This is a genomic window from Microvirga sp. HBU67558 (assembly GCF_018069605.1).
Taxonomy (GTDB): Bacteria; Pseudomonadota; Alphaproteobacteria; order Rhizobiales; family Beijerinckiaceae; genus Microvirga; species Microvirga terrae.
This window is the reverse complement of record NZ_JAGPUP010000457.1, coordinates 1-17,390: the sequence shown is the minus strand read 5'-3', so window position 1 is coordinate 17,390 and position 17,390 is coordinate 1. Positions and strand designations below refer to the sequence as shown.

The window sequence follows — 17,390 nt, the reverse complement described above, 5'->3', positions numbered from 1 at the left end:
CTGTACATGGCCGGCGGCGGGCGGATCACGCGCGTGCACGGGCCGTTCTGCTCGGACGAGGAGGTGGAGAAGGTGGTGGCGCATCTCAAGCGCCAGGGCGAACCGGTCTATCTCGATGCCGTCACGGCCGACGATGAGGTCCCTGAGGAGCTCGAGGTCCTGGAGCTGCCGATCGATGAGGACGATCCCGGTCTCGCATCAGCGGATGTCTACGAGCAGGCCGTGGGCATCGTCCTGCGGCACAGAAAGGCATCGACCTCTTACATCCAGCGGCGGCTGCAGATCGGCTACAACCGGGCGGCGTCCATCATGGAACGCATGGAGAAGGAGGGGGTTGTCGGCCCGGCCAATCATGCCGGCAAGCGGGAGATCCTGCGCGGCGAGTTCGAGGACTTGGACGATTGAGCGGTCTTCTTCCCAGCATGCAGCAAACGGGAGCTTCCCTCTAGGGCTTCAACGTCTCAGAGATGGCGGAGTGCAGGTCATGGAGCCACCTGGCGATGTCAGTCGAATAATGCGCCACTTCCATGACGAGCAGCGCAAGGTCTTCATCCGACGCGACCCGGGCACCCTTCACTCCTGAGAGGACCTTCATGACCTCTTGATCGCGCGTAGGGTCCCGAGGGACTGCGACCCAGCCAATGCTCGCCTTGTTGATGGCGAGCTTGAAACGCTCCCCACTTTGGAAGCGGGCATCGATAAACCACCCGTTCCTACTCGGGCTCAGGTCGACGACGGTGAGTGATGGAGTTCTGACGCTGACCTCGGGCATCGGATGCTTATTGGACACCTCCAGCACTTCCCTCAGCCCCTCGATGAACTGTTCCACGCTCATCGCGGAGCGGGCCAGCGTCTCGATTCCATAGATGACCTGATTGAGGCTGGTGAATGGATAGCCCGGTTCGCCCACCCTGTCGGAACTCCAGTGCAGAAGAGATGTCAGCCTCGCGGCGATTTCCCTGTCATCGGGAGCCACGCTGACGCTCCTGCTGTTCCCGTCTGCTGTCATCGTCACGGTCGTGCCATCCGGGAACATGATCCGGAGCATGAGGAGGTCGCCTTCGATGTCCTTGCTTGTGAGTGCCACCGAATGCCTCCTTTCCCTGGCGGATCCTGACAGCGACGGTATACCCATCAAGCGGAGCCGCAGACAATATGGCCTTCTTGAGACCCAATGTCTGGTTCAGATGCATGCTGGTACGGGCAGGGGACAATGATGTGAAGCTGCCAGGAACCGCTTTCCTCTTGAAAATTTGTCTATTTGTGCCATTGTAGAGCTAGATGTCCACAATTGGACGAGATACATGGTTGCCTTAAGAGCTGAAAGCACGCCGCGCGCTAACAAGGCCGGCCCCGGGCTTCGGACCTTCTTCCGCATTGCCGAGGCGTGGAACCTGACCCCGGCCGAGCAGATGGTTGTTCTTGGGCAGCCGCCTCGATCAACCTTCTACAAATGGCGTGACCGGCCTGACGAGGCCTCTCTATCGAGGGATACCTTCGAGCGCCTGTCCTACATCTTTGGCATCTATCGTGGTCTCCAGATCCTTTTGCCAAGCGAGCGGGCTGCAGACGCTTGGGTGAAAGAGCCGAACGCCGCCCAACCTTTCAATGGCCGCTCGGCGCTTGACGTGATGCTTGGCGGGAATGTTGCCGATCTTCATCTCGTTCGCCGCTACATCGACGCCCAGCGAGGCTAAGGTTGATCTCTCAGTCTGCTGTCCGGTGGCTGCCCTGCTACCGGATCATCCCAAGCCGCTTTCCGCCGATTAATCTGTTCGAGCGGGTCACCGATCCAGCCGATCTCGAAACGGTCCTCGACATCGAGAGCATGACCAACGACCGGTTGCGGGATGAAGTGGGCGCTCTCAACCTTGTCCCTCCGGAAGATCGGATCAGTGGCCCCGGCACCAGCCCGATCATGGCGGCATTCACTCACCTGCCACCTTACGGCAGCCGCTTCACGGATGGCAGCTTTGGCGTGTTCTACGCAGGGCGGACACTCGACACGGCGATTGCCGAAACCAAGCACCACCGGGAGGCATTTTTGCGTGCAACCGGGGAGCCCAGGATCGAACTCGACATGCGGGTGTATGCCGTCGATCTCGATGCGGTGCTGCATGACGCCCGGGGAATGAGGGAAACCATGCCGGGGATCTATGACCCGGACAGCTATGCTGCGTCACAGGCTCTCGCAATTGAAATCCGCAACACCGGCTCCTCTGGCCTTGCATATGACAGCGTACGCAAACCGGGTGGTGAATGCGTGGCCGTCTTCAAGCCGCGGGTTCTGTCGAACTGCCGCCAGGAACGGCACCTGACCTATGTCTGGGATGGCAGTTCGATCAGCACCATTTATGAGAAGCGAGATCTTAGCCTCTAGCCTTTGCCATTATACGGGCAGGGCTACAGTGGCGGTGAGGTCCTCAAGCAACGAAGCTCCAGAATGAGCTTTTGCGGGCATGGTCGGCTTTGAGGCGTCTCAAATAGGCCTCATGAGCCTCGAACCTGCCGAAATCCTCGATCCGATCAGCAAGGCTTTCGCACTCCTCGAGGTGACGAGCGGCATGCTGGTATCGCTTGGTCCGGTTCCGCTCCAAAGCAAAGTCGATCAAGGCCCGGCGGAGAATGGTCGCTGCAAGAGGGTGCTGTGCCTCTAGCGTAGCCGCGGCCGGCGCCAGGATCTCATAGAAATCGCCATTGATTTCGTCTGCGCGGGTGAGCACCAGGTGTGCGGCCTGGTCCAGCGCCGGCCAGCTCACCAGAAACCCCAATGCATGATGCACGCTCGGATGGCTCAGTGCATGCGCGAGGGCGCGCTCCTCAGCCTCCATATCCTCAAAATCGGGCAGGCGCTTGAGATAGGAGCGCAGATGCTCCGGGCTGAGCGAGCGCTCAAATAAGGCCCAGCGGAACGCCTGCGCCTCATCCATATGTCCGAGGGCTTCAAGAACCTCAATCCGGGTCTGCTCCCATTCAACCGGGATCCAGCTAGGTCTGTCCTGGTCGATGGCATTGAGGGCTTCCCACGCTTCCTCCGCGCGGCCCGCAACCAGGAGCCGGTGCGCAATCTCCACAGCAACACTCGGAACGCCTCGGGCCTTCTGACTTTGCTGGACGATGAAGGCGTCCACATCGCCCTGCGCATCCGCAATCGCCTCCAGCGCTATTCGAACAACGCTGCTGCGATGGCGCTCAGCCAGGTCATCGGCGTACAAGGGACCACCCACACCCCAGCCGACGACCTTCCGGTCGTCCGCACGAGGGTTCTGTTGTGGCTCCTGTGACAGCTTGAGGACGAGCAACTTGAGGTGGTCGAGGCCTGTCGTGCCGAGTGCCGGGGCCAGAACCTCAATCAGGCTGTCATATTGACCATACTCGTTCTCGATCAATGCACGGTAGGTCTGCTCAGCGAGCACGTTGGGAGCGGCATTCGCTGTGGTGGCAATCTGCCCCAGATCATGGCAGGCGGTCTGAAAGACGGCCATGACGCTTCCACTGCTGTCGTCACATCGACCGAGGACTGAGTTGGCCATCGCCATGAAGCGCCAGAGGAGATCCAGGGCTTCAGCTGCGTCGGATTTGGCGATCTGACCGATGGCCCGTCTCTGGATCTCGAGATCCGCCACAAGGGCCCTGCGCTGGTGCCAGTCGACGAAGGAGCGGGATCGGGCAATCGCGGTCAGACGCTTGCGGATCTCCTGTGCCATGTCGGCTGGGCTTGCGGCGCCGGCCAGTTCCAGCCGCAGCCGGCGCTGAGCTGCCGCATTGCCCCGGCTGATCTCGATCAACAACTCGGCGAGGCGCTCGGCTCCAAGCGACTCGAGGTTCTTTGGGTTCAGCGTCTTCCGTGAGGCCATGTCGCATCCCGGGTGCATTTCGGGCTCCCATTTATGGAGCAGACGGATCATGATCAATCCATGGTGGATTGATCGTGGGGCAGGGCCCTACAACAAGGGCAATTAATATAGTATAACATTAGTCATAATAGGTATTTTGACGAGCAAGCTATACGGCACGCTATTCCAAGATGTTTGTACTCAGTGCATCGATGGCTCTTTAGGCTGGTCGATCATATTGATAGCGGCCAGAAGGCTCAGTCCCGTGTGGTACCCAGGATCGAGGTCCGGCGTTGCCGGGACGAAATCAAACGGTCCGTTGCTAGTCAAAGTCTGGTAGGCGACGGAACCCCGCCAGTAGTGTGTGAAGAATGCACGGTCCGCTTGCTCCCAAATGCTTAGGATCTCGCTGTTCCCCGTTGCTGCGAAGCACAGGGCGGCAGATCGAATGGTTTCGGGCAGGGACCACCAGGGGTAGTAGGGACTTAGGGGAGCGCCTGTTGCGGCTGAAACCGATAGGCAAAGGCCGGGTCCAACGAAGCCGCGTATGAAGGACGAACTCAGAACAGACTGAAGCCGCTGCACCAAAGCGGGTTCGGCGCTGCCTTGCAGATGGTCCAGCGCGAAACCCACGAACTCGATAGCATGACCGACATTGCAGACATCCGTTCCCGGGACGTTGCGCAACAGACCGCTTTCTGGATCGAAGTGACGTTCGAGAACATGTGCGATGAAGCGATCTGCGAAGGCTGAATGCTCGCTTCGCCCAATGCGGTGAAGGAGGCCCGCCGCACCGAGAAGGATCATCCTCGGCCCGAAATCTTCCGGCTCATTTGAAGCCGCATGGGGCGAGAGGTGACGGCGCTCGTCCATCTGGAACCGCCGGTTTTCAATCGCATCAATCACCTCGGCCAAGTAGGTGAGATGCTGCGGAACATCCGCCGGAGCATAGCGTGCAGCCCCGGCGATAAGGCCTTTAGCAAAGAAAGCATCGGAATAGGTAAACACTCCACCAGCAGCAGACTGCTGGTGGAGTGTGCCGTCGGCACCTACATAGACTGGGTTCAGATCGCGGTCATAGCAGAAGTAGCCGTGTCCATCGCGGCGCTGCAGGTCGCGGAGCGCATGATAGAGTGCGACACCTGCCGCATCGAGTTCTGCAGCAAGATCGGGTTCTTCCCTCTCGAAAAACTCCGCATGCGTCGCAACCGCCTCAAGCCCCCGGCCCTGGATCCAACCATAGAGGTAGGCCGGTCCGCGGACCCCGTCTGCATCTCCATAGTCTGCGAGGTTCAGACTATTGACCTTGGTGTTGAGGAAAGCGCCGGCAAGGCGTGGGCGCGCGAGGATCCAACGCAAGGTCGCCGCATTAGCCTGCACGTAGCGGGCACGCGCATCCACCAGCGAGAAGTCGAAGTTGTTCATTCCTTCAGCCCCGTGCTCGCCACGCCCTGTACGAAGTTCCGGCGCAACAGGACGAACAATGTTATACTTGGAATGAGGACCAACGCGGAGGCCGCGCTCAGCCGTCCAAGATCAACCGTGAAGCCGGTCTGAAACAGAGCAAGCCCTACCTCGATCGTGTAGCTGTCTCGGGTCGTTGCTACGATCAAAGGCCAAGCGAAGGCAGTCCATGCCTGAAAGAAGGCCAGGACTCCAAGGGCTCCGAGAGCGCCACGCAGGAGCGGAAGAACAATGCGCAAGAAGATCCAGAGTTCTCCGGCACCATCGATCCTGGCAGCCTCCAGCAATTCGTCTGGGATGGAGTGGATCACATTCTGCCGGATGAGGAAGATACCGAAGCTCATCACCAGGTAGCCTAGCAGCAATCCCCAGGTAGAGTTGAGGATGCCGAGCGCTTTCGCCTGGAAGTAAAGCGGGATCATGTAAACCTCGAACGGCACGATGGCCGTGGCGAGGATGATGGCGAAGAACACATTGAGCACGCGATAGCGAAACTTCCCCAGAATGTAGCCGGTAATCGCCGACGTCGCGAGAATGCAGACGGTGGACAGGACTGAGAACAAGATGCTGTTGCCGATCCAACGCAGCAGTGGAGTGTCGGCCAATACTGCTCTGAAGTTCGCAACGGTTGGATCGTCTGGAATGACTGTCGGAGGCCAAGCCAGCATCTCTTGTGGTGTCTTGAACGCATTGGAGACGAGGAAGACCAAGGGCAGGATCATCAACAGGCAGACGGCCGTCAGTACCACATCGATGGCGATGTTGATCACGCGCTCTTTCGTATGCCGGGACATGCCGCGGCTCGTGGTGTTCTCGAGGAGAGGTCTCATGAGCGGCCTTTCTCCCGAAGCAGCCGGAACTGAATCACAGTTAGGACCAGAACGATCGCCAATAACACCACTGCCTCGGACGCAGCGTAGCCAACGCGGTAGTTTCGAAAGCTGTTCTCAAGCATGTCGAGCACCAGGACGCGCACCTGCCGTCCCGGCGCGCCTTGAGCGTCAGAGGCCAGCACGAAGGCTTGGGCGTAGACGTTGAAGCCTGACACGAGGGTGACGACCGAAACGTATAGCGTGATCGGCTTGAGCAGAGGGACAGAAAGATGCCAGAAGCGCTGAGGGGCCGACGCGCCGTCGAGCTCGGCCGCCTCGTAGAGCGATGTCGGGAGGCTTTTGAAACCGACAAGGTAGATAATGACCGCATAACCAAGAGCCTGCCACGAGCAGAGAACAATGACGCATAACACTGAGAGGACTGGATCGAAGAGCCAGGACTTGGGCGCGAATCCAGCGCTGGTCAGCAACGCATTCAGTGGGCCGAGACGGGCGTCGAAGATCCATTTCCACGCCATGGCAGCAGGCACGAGCGACACGACATGCGGAATGAAGATCGCTGCCTCATAAAAACCAGCAAGGCGCGAGCGGGTACGATGATAAATGAGAGCAGCCAGCACCAATGCCAGGGGAATGGTGATGAGCAGGACGCCAAACGCGATGATCGTTGTATTGAGGAGCGCTTCCCTGAACAATGGATCGCCGACGAGTTCCTCGAAGTTCGCAAAGCCGATGAAGGGCTTGTTCTTCGATAGAATGTCCCATTTGTGCAGGCTCAGGCGCAGGGTGTCGCCAATGGGATAGATCCGGACATAGGCGAAGATTGCCAATGTCGGCAGGAGCGCGAGGAGCGCGAACATCCATCTTTTATGCTGCACCGGATCCCTCTTTAGACTCCGTCCGGTGCGTGAGGACGCACCGGACGCAAGGCCCAACGTAGCTGAGGCTACTTCCCAAGAAGACCTTCGCGGCGAAGGATCTGGTTGGTTTCGTCCGCAGCCGATTTGAGAAAGGCCTCGATAGCCGTATCATCTTTGGCGAGGGACGCATTGCGGAAGGCGTTGGTGAGCTGGGCGGCCAAACGCGTCAGCACCTCCTCGATTGGTCCGATCGAGGGCAAAGTAAAGAACTTGTAGTCCTTCGGGTAGTTCACAAAGGCGCCGAATGCCGGAGTTGCGCTGGTCACGCTGGAATAGTCAACTCCGGAGCGGTTCGGCAGCCAACCGATGTTCTTGAGAAGCCACGTCAGGTTCTCGGGCTCGTTGGTGGCTATGACGAAGTCCCAGGCCGCCTTGGTATCCGCACCCTCGGCCTTTACATAGAGATTGGTTGGCAGAGCAATGGAGCCACGGGGCAGCGGAGCGGTTGCATAGGTGAGATTAGGCGCCTTGGAAGCAATATCGCCGATAACCCAGGATTCACGGATGAACATGGCGGTTTGGCCGCGTTCAAACGCCTCTGCATCGGCCGGCATTTCGGGCGTGACCGTTTTAAGCACATGTACGTTCTGCAGGTACTGCTTGAGCGTCGCGCGGCCCGCCTCGTTGGCGTAGTTGGCGCGCCACTTCCCATCGGCCGTTGGCTCAAGGACAGAGCCGCCATACTGAAAAAGATTGATCCAGAATTTCTCAGCAATGCCCTGCCCACCGCCGGTGAGGCGCAGACTCCAGCCGGATACAGTTGGATTGCCGTCTGAACCTCGCTTCGTCAGTTTCTCGGCATATTGGGTGTACTCCTCCATCGTCTTGGGCGGTGCGGTCAGCCCCGCCGCCTTGAACATGTCAGTGTTGTAATAAAGTGCAGCCTGCCCGCGGAACAGGGGCACTCCATAGACCGCACCTTCGTAGCTCGCGTTCGATGTGAAGAACTCGTCGAAATTGGCCTTGTCCTTGACGAAGCTGGCCACCGCGTCAGGCGCCTTGGGCAAGAGGTCATTCTCGAGATAACGGCGAACCGTCGAGCCTTGGAGCTCGATGACGGTCGCACCGGCAACACCGGATGTGAGGCCCAGCGCGATGCGCTTTTCATGTTCGCGGAGAGCGATGGCCTCGACCTTGACGTTGAGGTTCGGATTCTTGGCTTTGAGACCCTGGGCCACGTGCTCATAGAACGGCGCCATTTCTGGATAGCCGCTCCAGACGGTAACAGTCTGGGCTGAGGTGGCAGAAAGCCCGGCTAGCATGGACGCTCCCAAGGCTGAGCCGAGCAGAGCGGCGCGGGCAAAGTGCTGCTTCAGTGAAGTCGTCGTGGCAGATTTCAGCATGTCGATCCCGTTCCTCTGGTTTTGATGGTGTCGAAGCTGGCAGTGGGCAGGTTGTCATGCAACCGGTTGCGGGTCAAGCAGCCAACCTGCGGGCCGGCATCCGCTTACCCCGCTCCGGTCAGACAGTTCCCGCAGTCAAAAGAGCAATCGCCGCGTTGGCCAGAGCTTCGGCCGATCCGGAGGCGAAGGTTGCTGGCTGGCCATAGTAGCGATGTGCCTCGTCGATTTCATATCCACCGAACGCATACTCGGATGCCGGAGGGATGTAGCCGGGATTGTCTTCCGCAAAGCCAATGATGAAACTCGGAGTCCGGGATATGCTCCGGCGAATCTGCAGCGCCGTCTCTGCAAAGATCTCTCCCGGAAAGGCAACGATCGGGACTCCTCCCCAGTTTAACACCGAGACGCGCGCCTCAACTGGTTCGAGAGGGTGCCCTGCCATTTCTGTCGCCCAGGCAATCCAGTGGCTGAGCAGCGCTGCACGGGCAGGATCCGCGGTCTCCCGCTCGCGATACCAACGCTCCGCCAAGGCCTCTGGGGTCCCCGCTTCGCGTCGATCGAAACCAAGGTGCAGGATACGGTTCGCCACCGAGACGTGTTCTTCCAGGGGAATCTCGTTGGCTTGGCAAGCCGCGTCCGCAATCCGCTCACCATAAGCCTGTGCAGACTCGAAGCTGCGATAGGCGCTGGATGCGAGGCTGATGGAAGCGTGTGCCGAGTGACCCGTATTCGCGTCTCCCGCGCATCCGGTGAGAAACAATGCCATGGCACCTGGATTGGCGGCCTCAAGGCGCTCGCGCGCATAGTGCGGGTAATCGGCCGTCCACAGCCGGTTGTCGGCGCCGAGCACCACCGGGTGGCAGGCATAGGATGCAATGACCGCCATCGGATCACCAACCGCGTCTCGGACGTGCAGAACCGGCAAGGCAGTATCGACCAAGCCGTCGGCATGCCGGCGATTTCTGGCCACTCCGGGATCTGCGCCCCATCCCGCCACCATATGGGCGGGACGCGCGCAGGACACTGCCTTGTCGATTGCGTGGACACATGCAGTCTCCAGCCGCTCGAGATAGGCCGTGTCGACCCGCTGACTTAGGCGGCCCATCATGGAGACAGGGCCACCATGCGTATGCAGCGCCGCCACGACCACGTTGTCGGCGGGCAACACGCACCGTTCGCGAATGCGACGCACCATGTCGCCATGAAAGCCGATCACGTCGGCTACCACGAGGGCGGTGTTCTCCACTGCGACGGCGCGAACGGTCAGAGGATCATGCGCGCCGAGCGCAGTTCCACTGCGGGCCGCGAACCCGGAGAGGGCGAGTCCTGCGGGCGGCGTAATGTCCACCAGGGCCGTTCCGGCGCTGATCATCGCGAGAACACCTTTTCGCCTCGCAGCCAGACGGCCGAGACCGCGAGGCAGCGTTGTCGCTCCTGCCAAGAGAACTGCATTAGATCGGCCGGAGCACCAACGGCGAGACGGCCCCGGTTGCCGATGATACGACCAGGATTCTCCGTCGCGAGCCTCAGGCTTTCGCTGAGAGCCAGCCCAGCCATGTAAGCGGCTATGGCGACATTGGCGCAGAGCGGCAGCCCAGCGCCGGCGAGATATGGTGTGCCGGCGACACCAACACGCCCATCAGCTTTGACCTCGACAGTGCCGCCAACAGGCTGCTCGTAAAGGCCAGGCGGCATGCCAGCGAGTGCGACCGCGTCCGAAACCAGGATGGCTTTCTCAAGACCCTTTGCGCGAACCATTGCCTTGAATGTGTCAGCCGGGAGATGATGACCGTCGGCGATGAAGGTTGCCGTCAGCCGATCGTCCGCAAGCTGGCTCCATAAAAAGTTAGGGTGGCGGGGCAGGGTGGCCGCGGCGCCGTTGCCAAGATGTGTGGACAGGCTCGCTCCCGCCGCGGCGGCCTCATGGATCTCCTCAGGCGAGGCGGCCGTGTGGCCGAGAGCAACGTGGACGCCGCGCTGCACGAGAGCCGAGATATAAGTGATCGCTCCGGGCAGCTCAGGGGCCAGCGTCACAAGTCCGACGAGATTTGAACTCGCCGCCTGCCAGCGCTCAAACTCGGCAAGGGAGGGCGCTCTCACATGGGCGGCGGGATGAGCGCCGCGTGGTCCGTCAAGCGCCGAGATCGAGGGGCCCTCGACATGAACGAAAGGAACCATCCTGGCCACAATTGGAAAGCGGCGGCGGGCCTCTGCAATGACTGTCAGCGCATGGATGAGGTCGGCCTCCGGCGCGGTGATCAGGGTCGGCAGAAAGGTCGTGACGCCTACTGCGAGCATATGGTCCGCCAGCGCCCTTACCCGCTCTGGCGTCAGGTGGCCGTCATTCAGATCAAGGCCCGCAAAGCCGTTCACCTGCAGATCGATCAGGCCTGGTGCAATATACTCCTGAACTGTGTCATTCACAGTCCGAATCGAGGCAATGATGCCGTCCTCGGCCGAAATGGCGATCGCCTCACCGGTCGCGGGATTGCGTCCGAGAATATCGCCCGACGAATTCACAGAGCTCTGACCCGATTGTGGAAATTCGCAATGAAGCGCGCATTGGCTTCATCTCCGCCTGGGGCGTTGCCGCTGCGCCACACAGGCGGTTCGATACCGCGCTCGATGAGCTTTGATACGGTGCGAATTACCAAGCAGTTGAGTGCGAAAGCATTGGCAAAGGTTGAAATTGCCGCAATATCCTGGCTCATGCCGGGAACGCGCACGACTGCATCACCAATGGCGACCTTGGTATCCACGGCAATGTCCACCAGGTCGTGCAAGTTCTGACGGGTGGGATGCCGGGCTGGATGCTCGGGTGAGGTGTTGCTGGCGTGCTCGCGGGAACTGATGCCAATGAGAAACACGCCGCGCGCCTTGGCTTCCATGGCGGCATCGATGAGAGCCGCGTTGATCCCATAAGCGTTGACCAAAATGAGAAGATCACCTTGGCCGAGCCGCTGGTTCGCAATCACAATCTTGCCGTAGCCGGGCGTGCGCTCGATCGCCATGGAGCGCGAAGCCCCATTCGAGAGTAGTGTTCCTTCGTCAAGAATGGCGCTGACATGCATCAGGCCTCCCGCGCGGAAGAACACTTCCTGCGCAGCGAGGTTCGAATGTCCACCCGGGCCGAAGATATAAATCAGGCGATCAGCTGTAATCTGATCCGCGAGACGAGCGGCGGCCATGTCTGTCGCGGTGCGCTCCTCCGTCAAGATGCGCTGCATCAGGTCCGTTGTGGACCCGAGATAGGCGGCACAGAGGGCATCGGCATCGATGAGTTCACCGTTCAGCATCGGGGTCGGACTCCGCATCAAGATAGAGCGTGCAGTGGGCCTGCTGACGCAGGATACTGGCCGGGCAGCTAGTCGCTACGGGCTCATAGAGGCTCCGACGAACGGCATCCCGCTTTGCGGATCCCGGGACGATGCAGAACAGGCGATCAGCTTGCAAGAGGCGCGGTATCGTTAGCGTCAATGCTTGTTCAGGAACTTCATCGTAACGCGCGAAGCATTGATCATCGACCTGCTGCTGGCGGCAGGTATCATCAAGAGCGACAATCTTGACGTCGAGCGGGTCATGGAAGTCGGCGACGGGAGGGTCATTGAAAGCAATATGGCCGTTTACGCCGATGCCGAGGCAGACGATGTCGATGGGTGCCTCGGCGAGGCGAGCCGCGTAAGCCTCGGCCGCCGCAGCAGGATCCGGTTCGGGGACGATGTGATGCACCGCCGCGAAAGGGAGATGAGCAAAGAGGGCCTCGTCAAGCCAACGCGCGAAACGCTGTGGCGCATCGGCTGCAAGACCGATGTATTCATCCATGTGAAAGGCCGTTACTCGGTCCCAATCAATCTCCGGCTCCTCCCGAAGGCGGCGGAGGGCTTCAGCTTGGCTCGGTGCGGCGGCAAAAACCATTCTCACTTCCGATTGGCGGCTTAGCCGCTCTCGGAGTTCGGTCGCAATCGCGCTGGCGCTGGCGGCTCCCATCTCTGCCCGCGTGCGGTAGCTTTCGATACGAAGCCGGCCAACGGTGCGATGGCTCGCTGGGGCAGGGGACTGGGTATGAGTATCCGTCACGGTAGCCTCTTGAATGCGGCGTGCCAGTTTATGAGGTGGGCTCTTGTACTCTGACACTGGCAATGGCATGAACTAAAGCCTGCAACCGGTTGCATGTCAATGGGCTGATCTGGGCAACCACCTCCTTAGGGCAGATGTAGGGATTGTGCTCAAAGAAGACGGCCGGTACTGGCAGTTGGTGATAGAGGGGCCATGGTGAGTGAGCAAAAGCAGAAGCTGACCATCAAACAGGTCGCGGAGGTAGCGGGCGTTGCTCGCTCCAGCGTCTCGCGTGCTTTTACTCGCCCAGAGATGCTCAGTCCTGGAACGGTCAGGCGCGTCCTAGATGCTGCCGAAAAGCTTGGCTATGTGCCCAACCAGACGGCCCGCGCCCTGAGTACAGGGCGCCATGGGAATGTTGCGCTGATTGTTCCTGACATTGCCAATCCATTCTTCCCGCCTCTGATCCGGGCGGCCCAAATGGAGGCTGATCGGTCGGATTTTTGTGTGTTTCTCGGCAATTCGGATGAAGACCCAAAGCAGGAGGACAAACTCGTGGGCCGCTTCGTAGGCCAAGTTGAGGGGCTCATCCTCGCCTCATCGCGCTTGTCAGACGAACGCATCCGAGCCCATGCTGCTCAGCGGCCCTTAGTTCTGATCAATCGGGATGTCGATGGTATTCCTCGTGTTCTGATCGATAGCGGCTCTGGCGTGCGCGAGGCGGTGGCCCATCTGGCGGAACTCGGCCATCAGCATATCGTCTATGTCGCGGGACCGGCAACATCATGGTCGAACAAGCAACGCCGGCTCGCCGCGCGTAAATCGGCTGAGCGCCTAGGACTGAAAGTCGATATAGTAGCCGCCATCGTACCAAGCTACGATGCTGGGCGTGAGGCTGTAGCGGCGATCATGGCTACAGGAGCTACGGCTGCGATTGCATTCGATGATCTAACCGCGCAGGGAATTCTCGCCGGACTGGCGGATCGAAAGATCAGTGTCCCTGGCCAGTTCGGCGTTGTCGGGTGTGACGATGTACTCGGCGCTGCCACTTATCCGTCTTTGACAACAGTTTCGAACCGGTCCGTGGAGGCTGGAAAGGCAGCGCTGTCCCTCCTCCTCGAGTTGCTACAAAGCCAATCTCTCCGTGACATTCGCTATGTGCTGGACACTCACTTGGTCGTCCGTAACACGACCGTCGGCCACAAAGAGTGAGGGAAAGGCTCTGCTACTCGACAGGTGCGAGGGAGACGCGGATGAAACGTAGTAACATTTCGCATAACAGGGGTTTTGACAAGAAGTCTGTAACCGCTGCTGTGGCAGGGTCCTCCCAACCAAGAGGATTGCATGCGCACCAACAAAAGGTTTGCCCAGCTCTGGCTCGATGCTCTGGCGACGGAACTCGGGGCCTCGGCCGGTACCATCGACACCTACACCGACGATCTGAACTGCTACCTTATCTGGCTGGATGAGAACAGCCTCGCCCTAGACGAGGTTGGCTTGGAGCAGATCCGGGACTACATCGCGGCGCTCGATGAGCGCGGCTACGCCAGCTCGACCATCGCCCGGCGCATCACGGTGGCGCGCGGCTTGCACAAGTTCCTCATCGCGGAGGACCTGGGCTCCCGCGATCCCACATCCCATCTGTCGACCATGCGTCGGCCCAGAAAGCTGCCCTTCGTCCTGTCCGTTGCTGAGACGGAAGCTCTCCTAGAGACCGCCCATACGCTCGCCGCCGATCCCTCCGTGGGGCTGTATCGTCAGGCCGGCTATGCCCGGCGGGCTGCCCTGTTCGAAACGCTCTATGCCTCAGGCATGCGCATCAGCGAGGCCCTGTCGCTGCCGTCTGATGTGGCGCCTCCCGGCACCCGCATGCTACTGGTGCGTGGAAAGGGCGACAAGCAGCGGCTCGTGCCCCTGCACGACCGGGCTATTGAGGCCATTGCCCAATGGCAGAAGCTGGCCCGCGCATACTCTGGAGGCAAGCCGACACAGTGGTTGTTCCACTCGGTGCGCAATGGCACGAAGGCCCTGACGCGTCAGGCCGCCTTGCTGGAGATCAAGGAAGCTGCCGTGGCCGCAGGGCTGGCGAGCCCGGAGCGGGTCTCACCGCATGTTCTGCGGCATGCCTTTGCCACCCACATGCACTCGGGCGGCACTGATCTGCGCGTGCTGCAGGAGTTGCTCGGCCATGCCGGCATCGAGACCACCCAGATCTACACCCACCTGGATACCTCCCGCCTGCACCAGATGGTCCGTGATCTCCATCCGCTCAATGAGGAGGAACGGGACGAGCGCACAACTGCCGCTTGAACAGCTGAATCGCAACAGGCGTGTGGCTCCAGAAGACGCGCTTGATCGGCAGCTTGTGGCCAAACATTGAACTCAAAGCGCTGCTGTCACTGGCTTGGGAAATCTCAACCGAGGCGCCTGCGGTCTAAGAGCAAGAAAGGCCATCCATAGGCAATAGGCAGCGGCTCTATGCGGTCAACGCGGCCCAAACGAAAATGCCCTGACAGAGATAGCCGTGCGGAGCACACTGTCAGGGCAAACTGTATGATGCCGGTTGCAACACCACGCTGCAATAGTACTCTAAATGTACCGAAGGTTCAACACGCGCTGCGGACAGGTACGGAACGGTTTGTCGAAAGGCTGAGCATCGGACCTTCTACCAAGGCGCACGCAACGTATTCCAGCGTCTTCAGAACAATACCGGTGCAGCTGTAACGGGCCTGTGTGGATCCGCACAGCACCCATCGTTTCGACCATTCCTGCTCACGGGGCATAAGTCAGTACTCGTTTCAGACTCTGTCGATGCCGACGAGTTGTCTCCTGCGCACGACATAGGTTTGTTTGATTTAGCCCGCAGCCGTGATCATGATCTCGACCAGAGTGTCTTCACCAAGATCGGCGACGCCCACAGTGGCCCGCGCAGGGAAGCTCTCCGGCGAAAGCCATCGCTTCCAGGCCGCGTCCATCTCGGCTTTTCGGTTGAGATCCGTCAGGAAGATGGTTGCAGACAGCAGACGGGTTTTGTCCGTGCCAGCCGTCCTGAGATACTCGTCGAACTTGGCAAGGATCTGTTCCGTCTGCCCCTCGAGTCCTGCCGACATATCGTCGGCAACCGTCCCGCCGACGAATACAAGTCCGTTGTGGACGACGACGCGATGCATGATGGGTGTTTGAATATGCCGCTCAGTCACTTGGATTTCCTTGGTTAGTGGGTCTTCGAATGATGCGTGTCAGCGAGGTCGGCCAGAACCGCGACTTTGGCGGCCTCCGACTGCGGCAGTGAAGCCAGTTCGCGCAGCCTCAGCGGCTTGATCGGGAAGCGCAGCCGGTAATAGCCAACCTTGTCAGGGCTCACGCCCCGTTCGTCCGCAATCAGTTCTGTGACTGTCAGTCCACAGAGCCGGCCCTGGCACTGCCCCATGCCGGACCGCAGGAACACCTTCATCTGGTTCGGGCCCATCGCGCCTGCTTTCACCGACGCCCGGACCTGGGCAGCGGAGGTTTCTTCGCAGCGGCAGACAATGGTCTCAGGATTCTGCGGTACCCGGAACGTCTTGGAAGGCCGGTAGACGGTATCAAGAAACTCGCGGCCTTGTGTAACTTTGGTGAGCTGCATCTTGAGCGAGGACGCACGCCGCTCGCGATCCTCTCCGCCGATCAAGCCAAGCCGGACCGCGCACCCGAGCCCTGCCAGCGAGCCCTGGAGGGCCGCCGCTTCAGCACCTTGAATCCCTGCTCCATCACCCGCGATCGCAATTCCGGAAACGGAGGTTTCATACCACTTATCGACCTGTGGTCGGAAAGCGAGCTGCGTTTCATCCCACACATGCTTGCAGCCGGCCGCATTCGAGAAATTGACATTCGGCACGACACCCTGGTGAAGCAGGAGCAGGTCCGCAGGCATGCGATGCTCCCGCCCGCCGGCCGTCCACACGATCTCCTTCAGCTCTCCTGTGCCTTCGGCAGACAAGGCCGAGACCCACCGAACTACCTTCGTGCGGCGCAGCACCGTTCGCAGGATCCGTGATCCTTTGACGACATAGGGCGAGGTCAGGAAGGTCGGCAGGTAGCGCAATGCCTTCAGCCAATGGCTTCGCGGAGTGGTGTCGAGAACCGCTGCGACCGTTGCGCCAGCTTCGATCAACTGAGCAGCCAGGAGATACAGAAGCGGCCCGGTCCCGGCGATAACCACCCTCCCCTCCGGAATAAGGCCAGATGTCTTCAGCGCGATCTGGGCGGCGCCCGCCGTCATGACACCGGGCAACGTCCATCCTGGAATCGGACAGGGCCGTTCAAGGGCACCCGTCGCAAGCACAACCTGCCTCGCTCGGATCAGGCGCGCCGCCCCACCTGCTGAAACTCCGACTTCGTGGCCGATGAACCGGCCTCCTTCATCATTTACTGGCCCGATGCTCCACGCCGTCGTCGCTGGAGCGTACTGAGCTCCCGAGCGAAGGAATGTCTCGGCAATCTCCCGTCCCTTCCAGTAGTCCTCTCCCAGACGCTGACGATCTGCCGTCTGCGCCAGGAGAATGGACCGGTAGATCTGGCCACCGGGCGTCTGGTTCTCGTCGACGAGAAGCGTTTGCGCTCCAAGGGTCGATACCGTCGTTGCCGCGGACAGTCCGGCAGGCCCAGCACCGATGACGATGACGTCATAAGTCTCGGCAAGGTCCTTGACCGTATGGACCGCTTCGCCTCCCGTGGTGGATGTCATGGTGCCGGCTCCGCTGACAGGGCATGCGCACCTTTCTGGGTTTCGACCGTCATTCCTTCTCGCACCGGGACAAGGCATCCCTGCCGATTGCCCACGCCATCGATTCTGACCAGACATTCGAAGCACACGCCCATCATGCAATAGGGGCCTCGCGGTGCGCCTGAAACGGGCGTTGTGCGGCAGGCGCGGATCCCTGCCGCAAGGAGTGCGGC

The 17,390-nt window shown here is 60.3% G+C and carries 18 protein-coding genes; 5 read left to right on the top strand and 13 right to left on the bottom strand.

The genetic code is table 11. The annotated features are described in order from the left end of the window. Positions 1-405 (top strand): DNA translocase FtsK (locus KBI52_RS06385; protein ID WP_305797877.1); only part of this gene is annotated, 405 nt, incomplete at its 5' end. Between the two features lie 40 nt (positions 406-445). Here KBI52_RS06385 and KBI52_RS06380 read toward each other — a convergent pair. Then, entirely contained in the window at positions 446-1,087 is a 642-nt protein-coding gene (locus tag KBI52_RS06380; RefSeq protein ID WP_210806170.1) for a hypothetical protein, read from the bottom strand. A gap of 217 nt (positions 1,088-1,304) precedes the next feature. Here KBI52_RS06380 and KBI52_RS06375 point away from each other — a divergent pair, with 217 nt between their 5' ends. Together KBI52_RS06375 and KBI52_RS06370 are read left to right on the top strand one after the other, a co-directional pair. Then, on the top strand, positions 1,305-1,697 hold the full coding sequence (locus KBI52_RS06375; protein ID WP_210806168.1) for an MbcA/ParS/Xre antitoxin family protein: 393 nt from the start codon (positions 1,305-1,307) through the stop codon (positions 1,695-1,697). Between the two features lie 2 nt (positions 1,698-1,699). Then, entirely contained in the window at positions 1,700-2,380 is a 681-nt protein-coding gene (locus tag KBI52_RS06370; RefSeq protein ID WP_210806166.1) for an RES family NAD+ phosphorylase, read from the top strand. A gap of 43 nt (positions 2,381-2,423) precedes the next feature. Here the strand turns inward: KBI52_RS06370 and KBI52_RS06365 are convergent, their stop codons facing one another. The 9 genes from KBI52_RS06365 to KBI52_RS06325 form a co-directional block, all read right to left on the bottom strand. Continuing rightward, positions 2,424-3,857, bottom strand: a complete 1,434-nt coding sequence (locus KBI52_RS06365) for a DUF6880 family protein (protein ID WP_210806165.1) — start codon at positions 3,855-3,857, stop codon at positions 2,424-2,426. 180 nt (positions 3,858-4,037) lie between these two features. After that, positions 4,038-5,261, bottom strand: coding sequence for a hypothetical protein (locus KBI52_RS06360; protein WP_210806163.1), 1,224 nt, complete (start codon positions 5,259-5,261; stop codon positions 4,038-4,040). After that, complete coding sequence (locus tag KBI52_RS06355) at positions 5,258-6,094, bottom strand: carbohydrate ABC transporter permease (protein WP_210806178.1); 837 nt, start codon at positions 6,092-6,094, stop codon at positions 5,258-5,260. The genes KBI52_RS06360 and KBI52_RS06355 overlap by 4 nt, the downstream gene beginning before the upstream one ends. Before the next feature lie 32 nt (positions 6,095-6,126). After that, positions 6,127-6,993 carry a carbohydrate ABC transporter permease gene (locus KBI52_RS06350; RefSeq protein ID WP_210806176.1) on the bottom strand — a complete coding sequence of 289 codons (867 nt, stop codon included), beginning with the start codon at positions 6,991-6,993 and terminating at the stop codon, positions 6,127-6,129. An 86-nt stretch (positions 6,994-7,079) separates the two neighbouring features. Beyond that, complete coding sequence (locus KBI52_RS06345; protein ID WP_210806161.1) at positions 7,080-8,396, bottom strand: extracellular solute-binding protein; 1,317 nt, start codon at positions 8,394-8,396, stop codon at positions 7,080-7,082. Between the two features lie 118 nt (positions 8,397-8,514). Continuing rightward, positions 8,515-9,768: a neutral/alkaline non-lysosomal ceramidase N-terminal domain-containing protein gene (locus KBI52_RS06340; RefSeq protein ID WP_210806159.1), complete on the bottom strand. Its 1,254-nt coding sequence runs from the start codon at positions 9,766-9,768 to the stop codon at positions 8,515-8,517. Further along, a complete protein-coding gene (locus tag KBI52_RS06335) occupies positions 9,765-10,916 on the bottom strand; it encodes an N-acetylglucosamine-6-phosphate deacetylase (protein WP_210806157.1) in 1,152 nt (383 codons plus the stop codon). The genes KBI52_RS06340 and KBI52_RS06335 overlap by 4 nt, the downstream gene beginning before the upstream one ends. Further along, a complete protein-coding gene (locus KBI52_RS06330) occupies positions 10,913-11,692 on the bottom strand; it encodes a sugar isomerase domain-containing protein (RefSeq protein ID WP_210806155.1) in 780 nt (259 codons plus the stop codon). The genes KBI52_RS06335 and KBI52_RS06330 overlap by 4 nt, the downstream gene beginning before the upstream one ends. Continuing rightward, positions 11,679-12,383 (bottom strand): 6-phosphogluconolactonase, encoded by a 705-nt coding sequence (locus KBI52_RS06325; protein ID WP_210806174.1) that lies wholly within the window; start codon positions 12,381-12,383, stop codon positions 11,679-11,681. The genes KBI52_RS06330 and KBI52_RS06325 overlap by 14 nt, the downstream gene beginning before the upstream one ends. Positions 12,384-12,665: 282 nt before the next feature. On the opposite strand from KBI52_RS06325, the gene KBI52_RS06320 reads away from it, so the two are divergent. Beyond that, positions 12,666-13,664, top strand: a complete 999-nt coding sequence (locus tag KBI52_RS06320; protein WP_210806153.1) for a LacI family DNA-binding transcriptional regulator — start codon at positions 12,666-12,668, stop codon at positions 13,662-13,664. Between the two features lie 132 nt (positions 13,665-13,796). Continuing rightward, a complete protein-coding gene (locus KBI52_RS06315) occupies positions 13,797-14,762 on the top strand; it encodes a tyrosine recombinase (RefSeq protein WP_210806151.1) in 966 nt (321 codons plus the stop codon). A 545-nt stretch (positions 14,763-15,307) separates the two neighbouring features. Here KBI52_RS06315 and KBI52_RS06310 read toward each other — a convergent pair. From KBI52_RS06310 to KBI52_RS06300, 3 genes are all read right to left on the bottom strand, one after another. Next, positions 15,308-15,652: a RidA family protein gene (locus tag KBI52_RS06310; protein WP_262266279.1), complete on the bottom strand. Its 345-nt coding sequence runs from the start codon at positions 15,650-15,652 to the stop codon at positions 15,308-15,310. A 14-nt stretch (positions 15,653-15,666) separates the two neighbouring features. After that, entirely contained in the window at positions 15,667-17,178 is a 1,512-nt protein-coding gene (locus tag KBI52_RS06305) for an NAD(P)/FAD-dependent oxidoreductase (protein ID WP_210806149.1), read from the bottom strand. After that, positions 17,175-17,390: (2Fe-2S)-binding protein (locus tag KBI52_RS06300; protein WP_210806147.1), on the bottom strand; the 216-nt coding region annotated here is incomplete at its 5' end. The genes KBI52_RS06305 and KBI52_RS06300, both read right to left, overlap by 4 nt.

What these genes read in the sequence shown, in the direction of transcription:
- KBI52_RS06375 (WP_210806168.1), top strand. Translation starts at nt 1,305, where the DNA reads ATGGTTGCCTTAAGAGCTGAAAGCACGCCGCGCGCTAACAAGGCCGGC.
- KBI52_RS06365 (WP_210806165.1), bottom strand. Translation starts at nt 3,857, where the DNA reads ATGGCCTCACGGAAGACGCTGAACCCAAAGAACCTCGAGTCGCTTGGA.
- KBI52_RS06360 (WP_210806163.1), bottom strand. Translation starts at nt 5,261, where the DNA reads ATGAACAACTTCGACTTCTCGCTGGTGGATGCGCGTGCCCGCTACGTG.
- KBI52_RS06355 (WP_210806178.1), bottom strand. Translation starts at nt 6,094, where the DNA reads ATGTCCCGGCATACGAAAGAGCGCGTGATCAACATCGCCATCGATGTG.
- KBI52_RS06350 (WP_210806176.1), bottom strand. Translation starts at nt 6,993, where the DNA reads ATGTTCGCGCTCCTCGCGCTCCTGCCGACATTGGCAATCTTCGCCTAT.
- KBI52_RS06345 (WP_210806161.1), bottom strand. Translation starts at nt 8,396, where the DNA reads ATGCTGAAATCTGCCACGACGACTTCACTGAAGCAGCACTTTGCCCGC.
- KBI52_RS06340 (WP_210806159.1), bottom strand. Translation starts at nt 9,768, where the DNA reads ATGATCAGCGCCGGAACGGCCCTGGTGGACATTACGCCGCCCGCAGGA.
- KBI52_RS06330 (WP_210806155.1), bottom strand. Translation starts at nt 11,692, where the DNA reads ATGCTGAACGGTGAACTCATCGATGCCGATGCCCTCTGTGCCGCCTAT.
- KBI52_RS06325 (WP_210806174.1), bottom strand. Translation starts at nt 12,383, where the DNA reads ATGGGAGCCGCCAGCGCCAGCGCGATTGCGACCGAACTCCGAGAGCGG.
- KBI52_RS06320 (WP_210806153.1), top strand. Translation starts at nt 12,666, where the DNA reads ATGGTGAGTGAGCAAAAGCAGAAGCTGACCATCAAACAGGTCGCGGAG.
- KBI52_RS06315 (WP_210806151.1), top strand. Translation starts at nt 13,797, where the DNA reads ATGCGCACCAACAAAAGGTTTGCCCAGCTCTGGCTCGATGCTCTGGCG.
- KBI52_RS06305 (WP_210806149.1), bottom strand. Translation starts at nt 17,178, where the DNA reads ATGACATCCACCACGGGAGGCGAAGCGGTCCATACGGTCAAGGACCTT.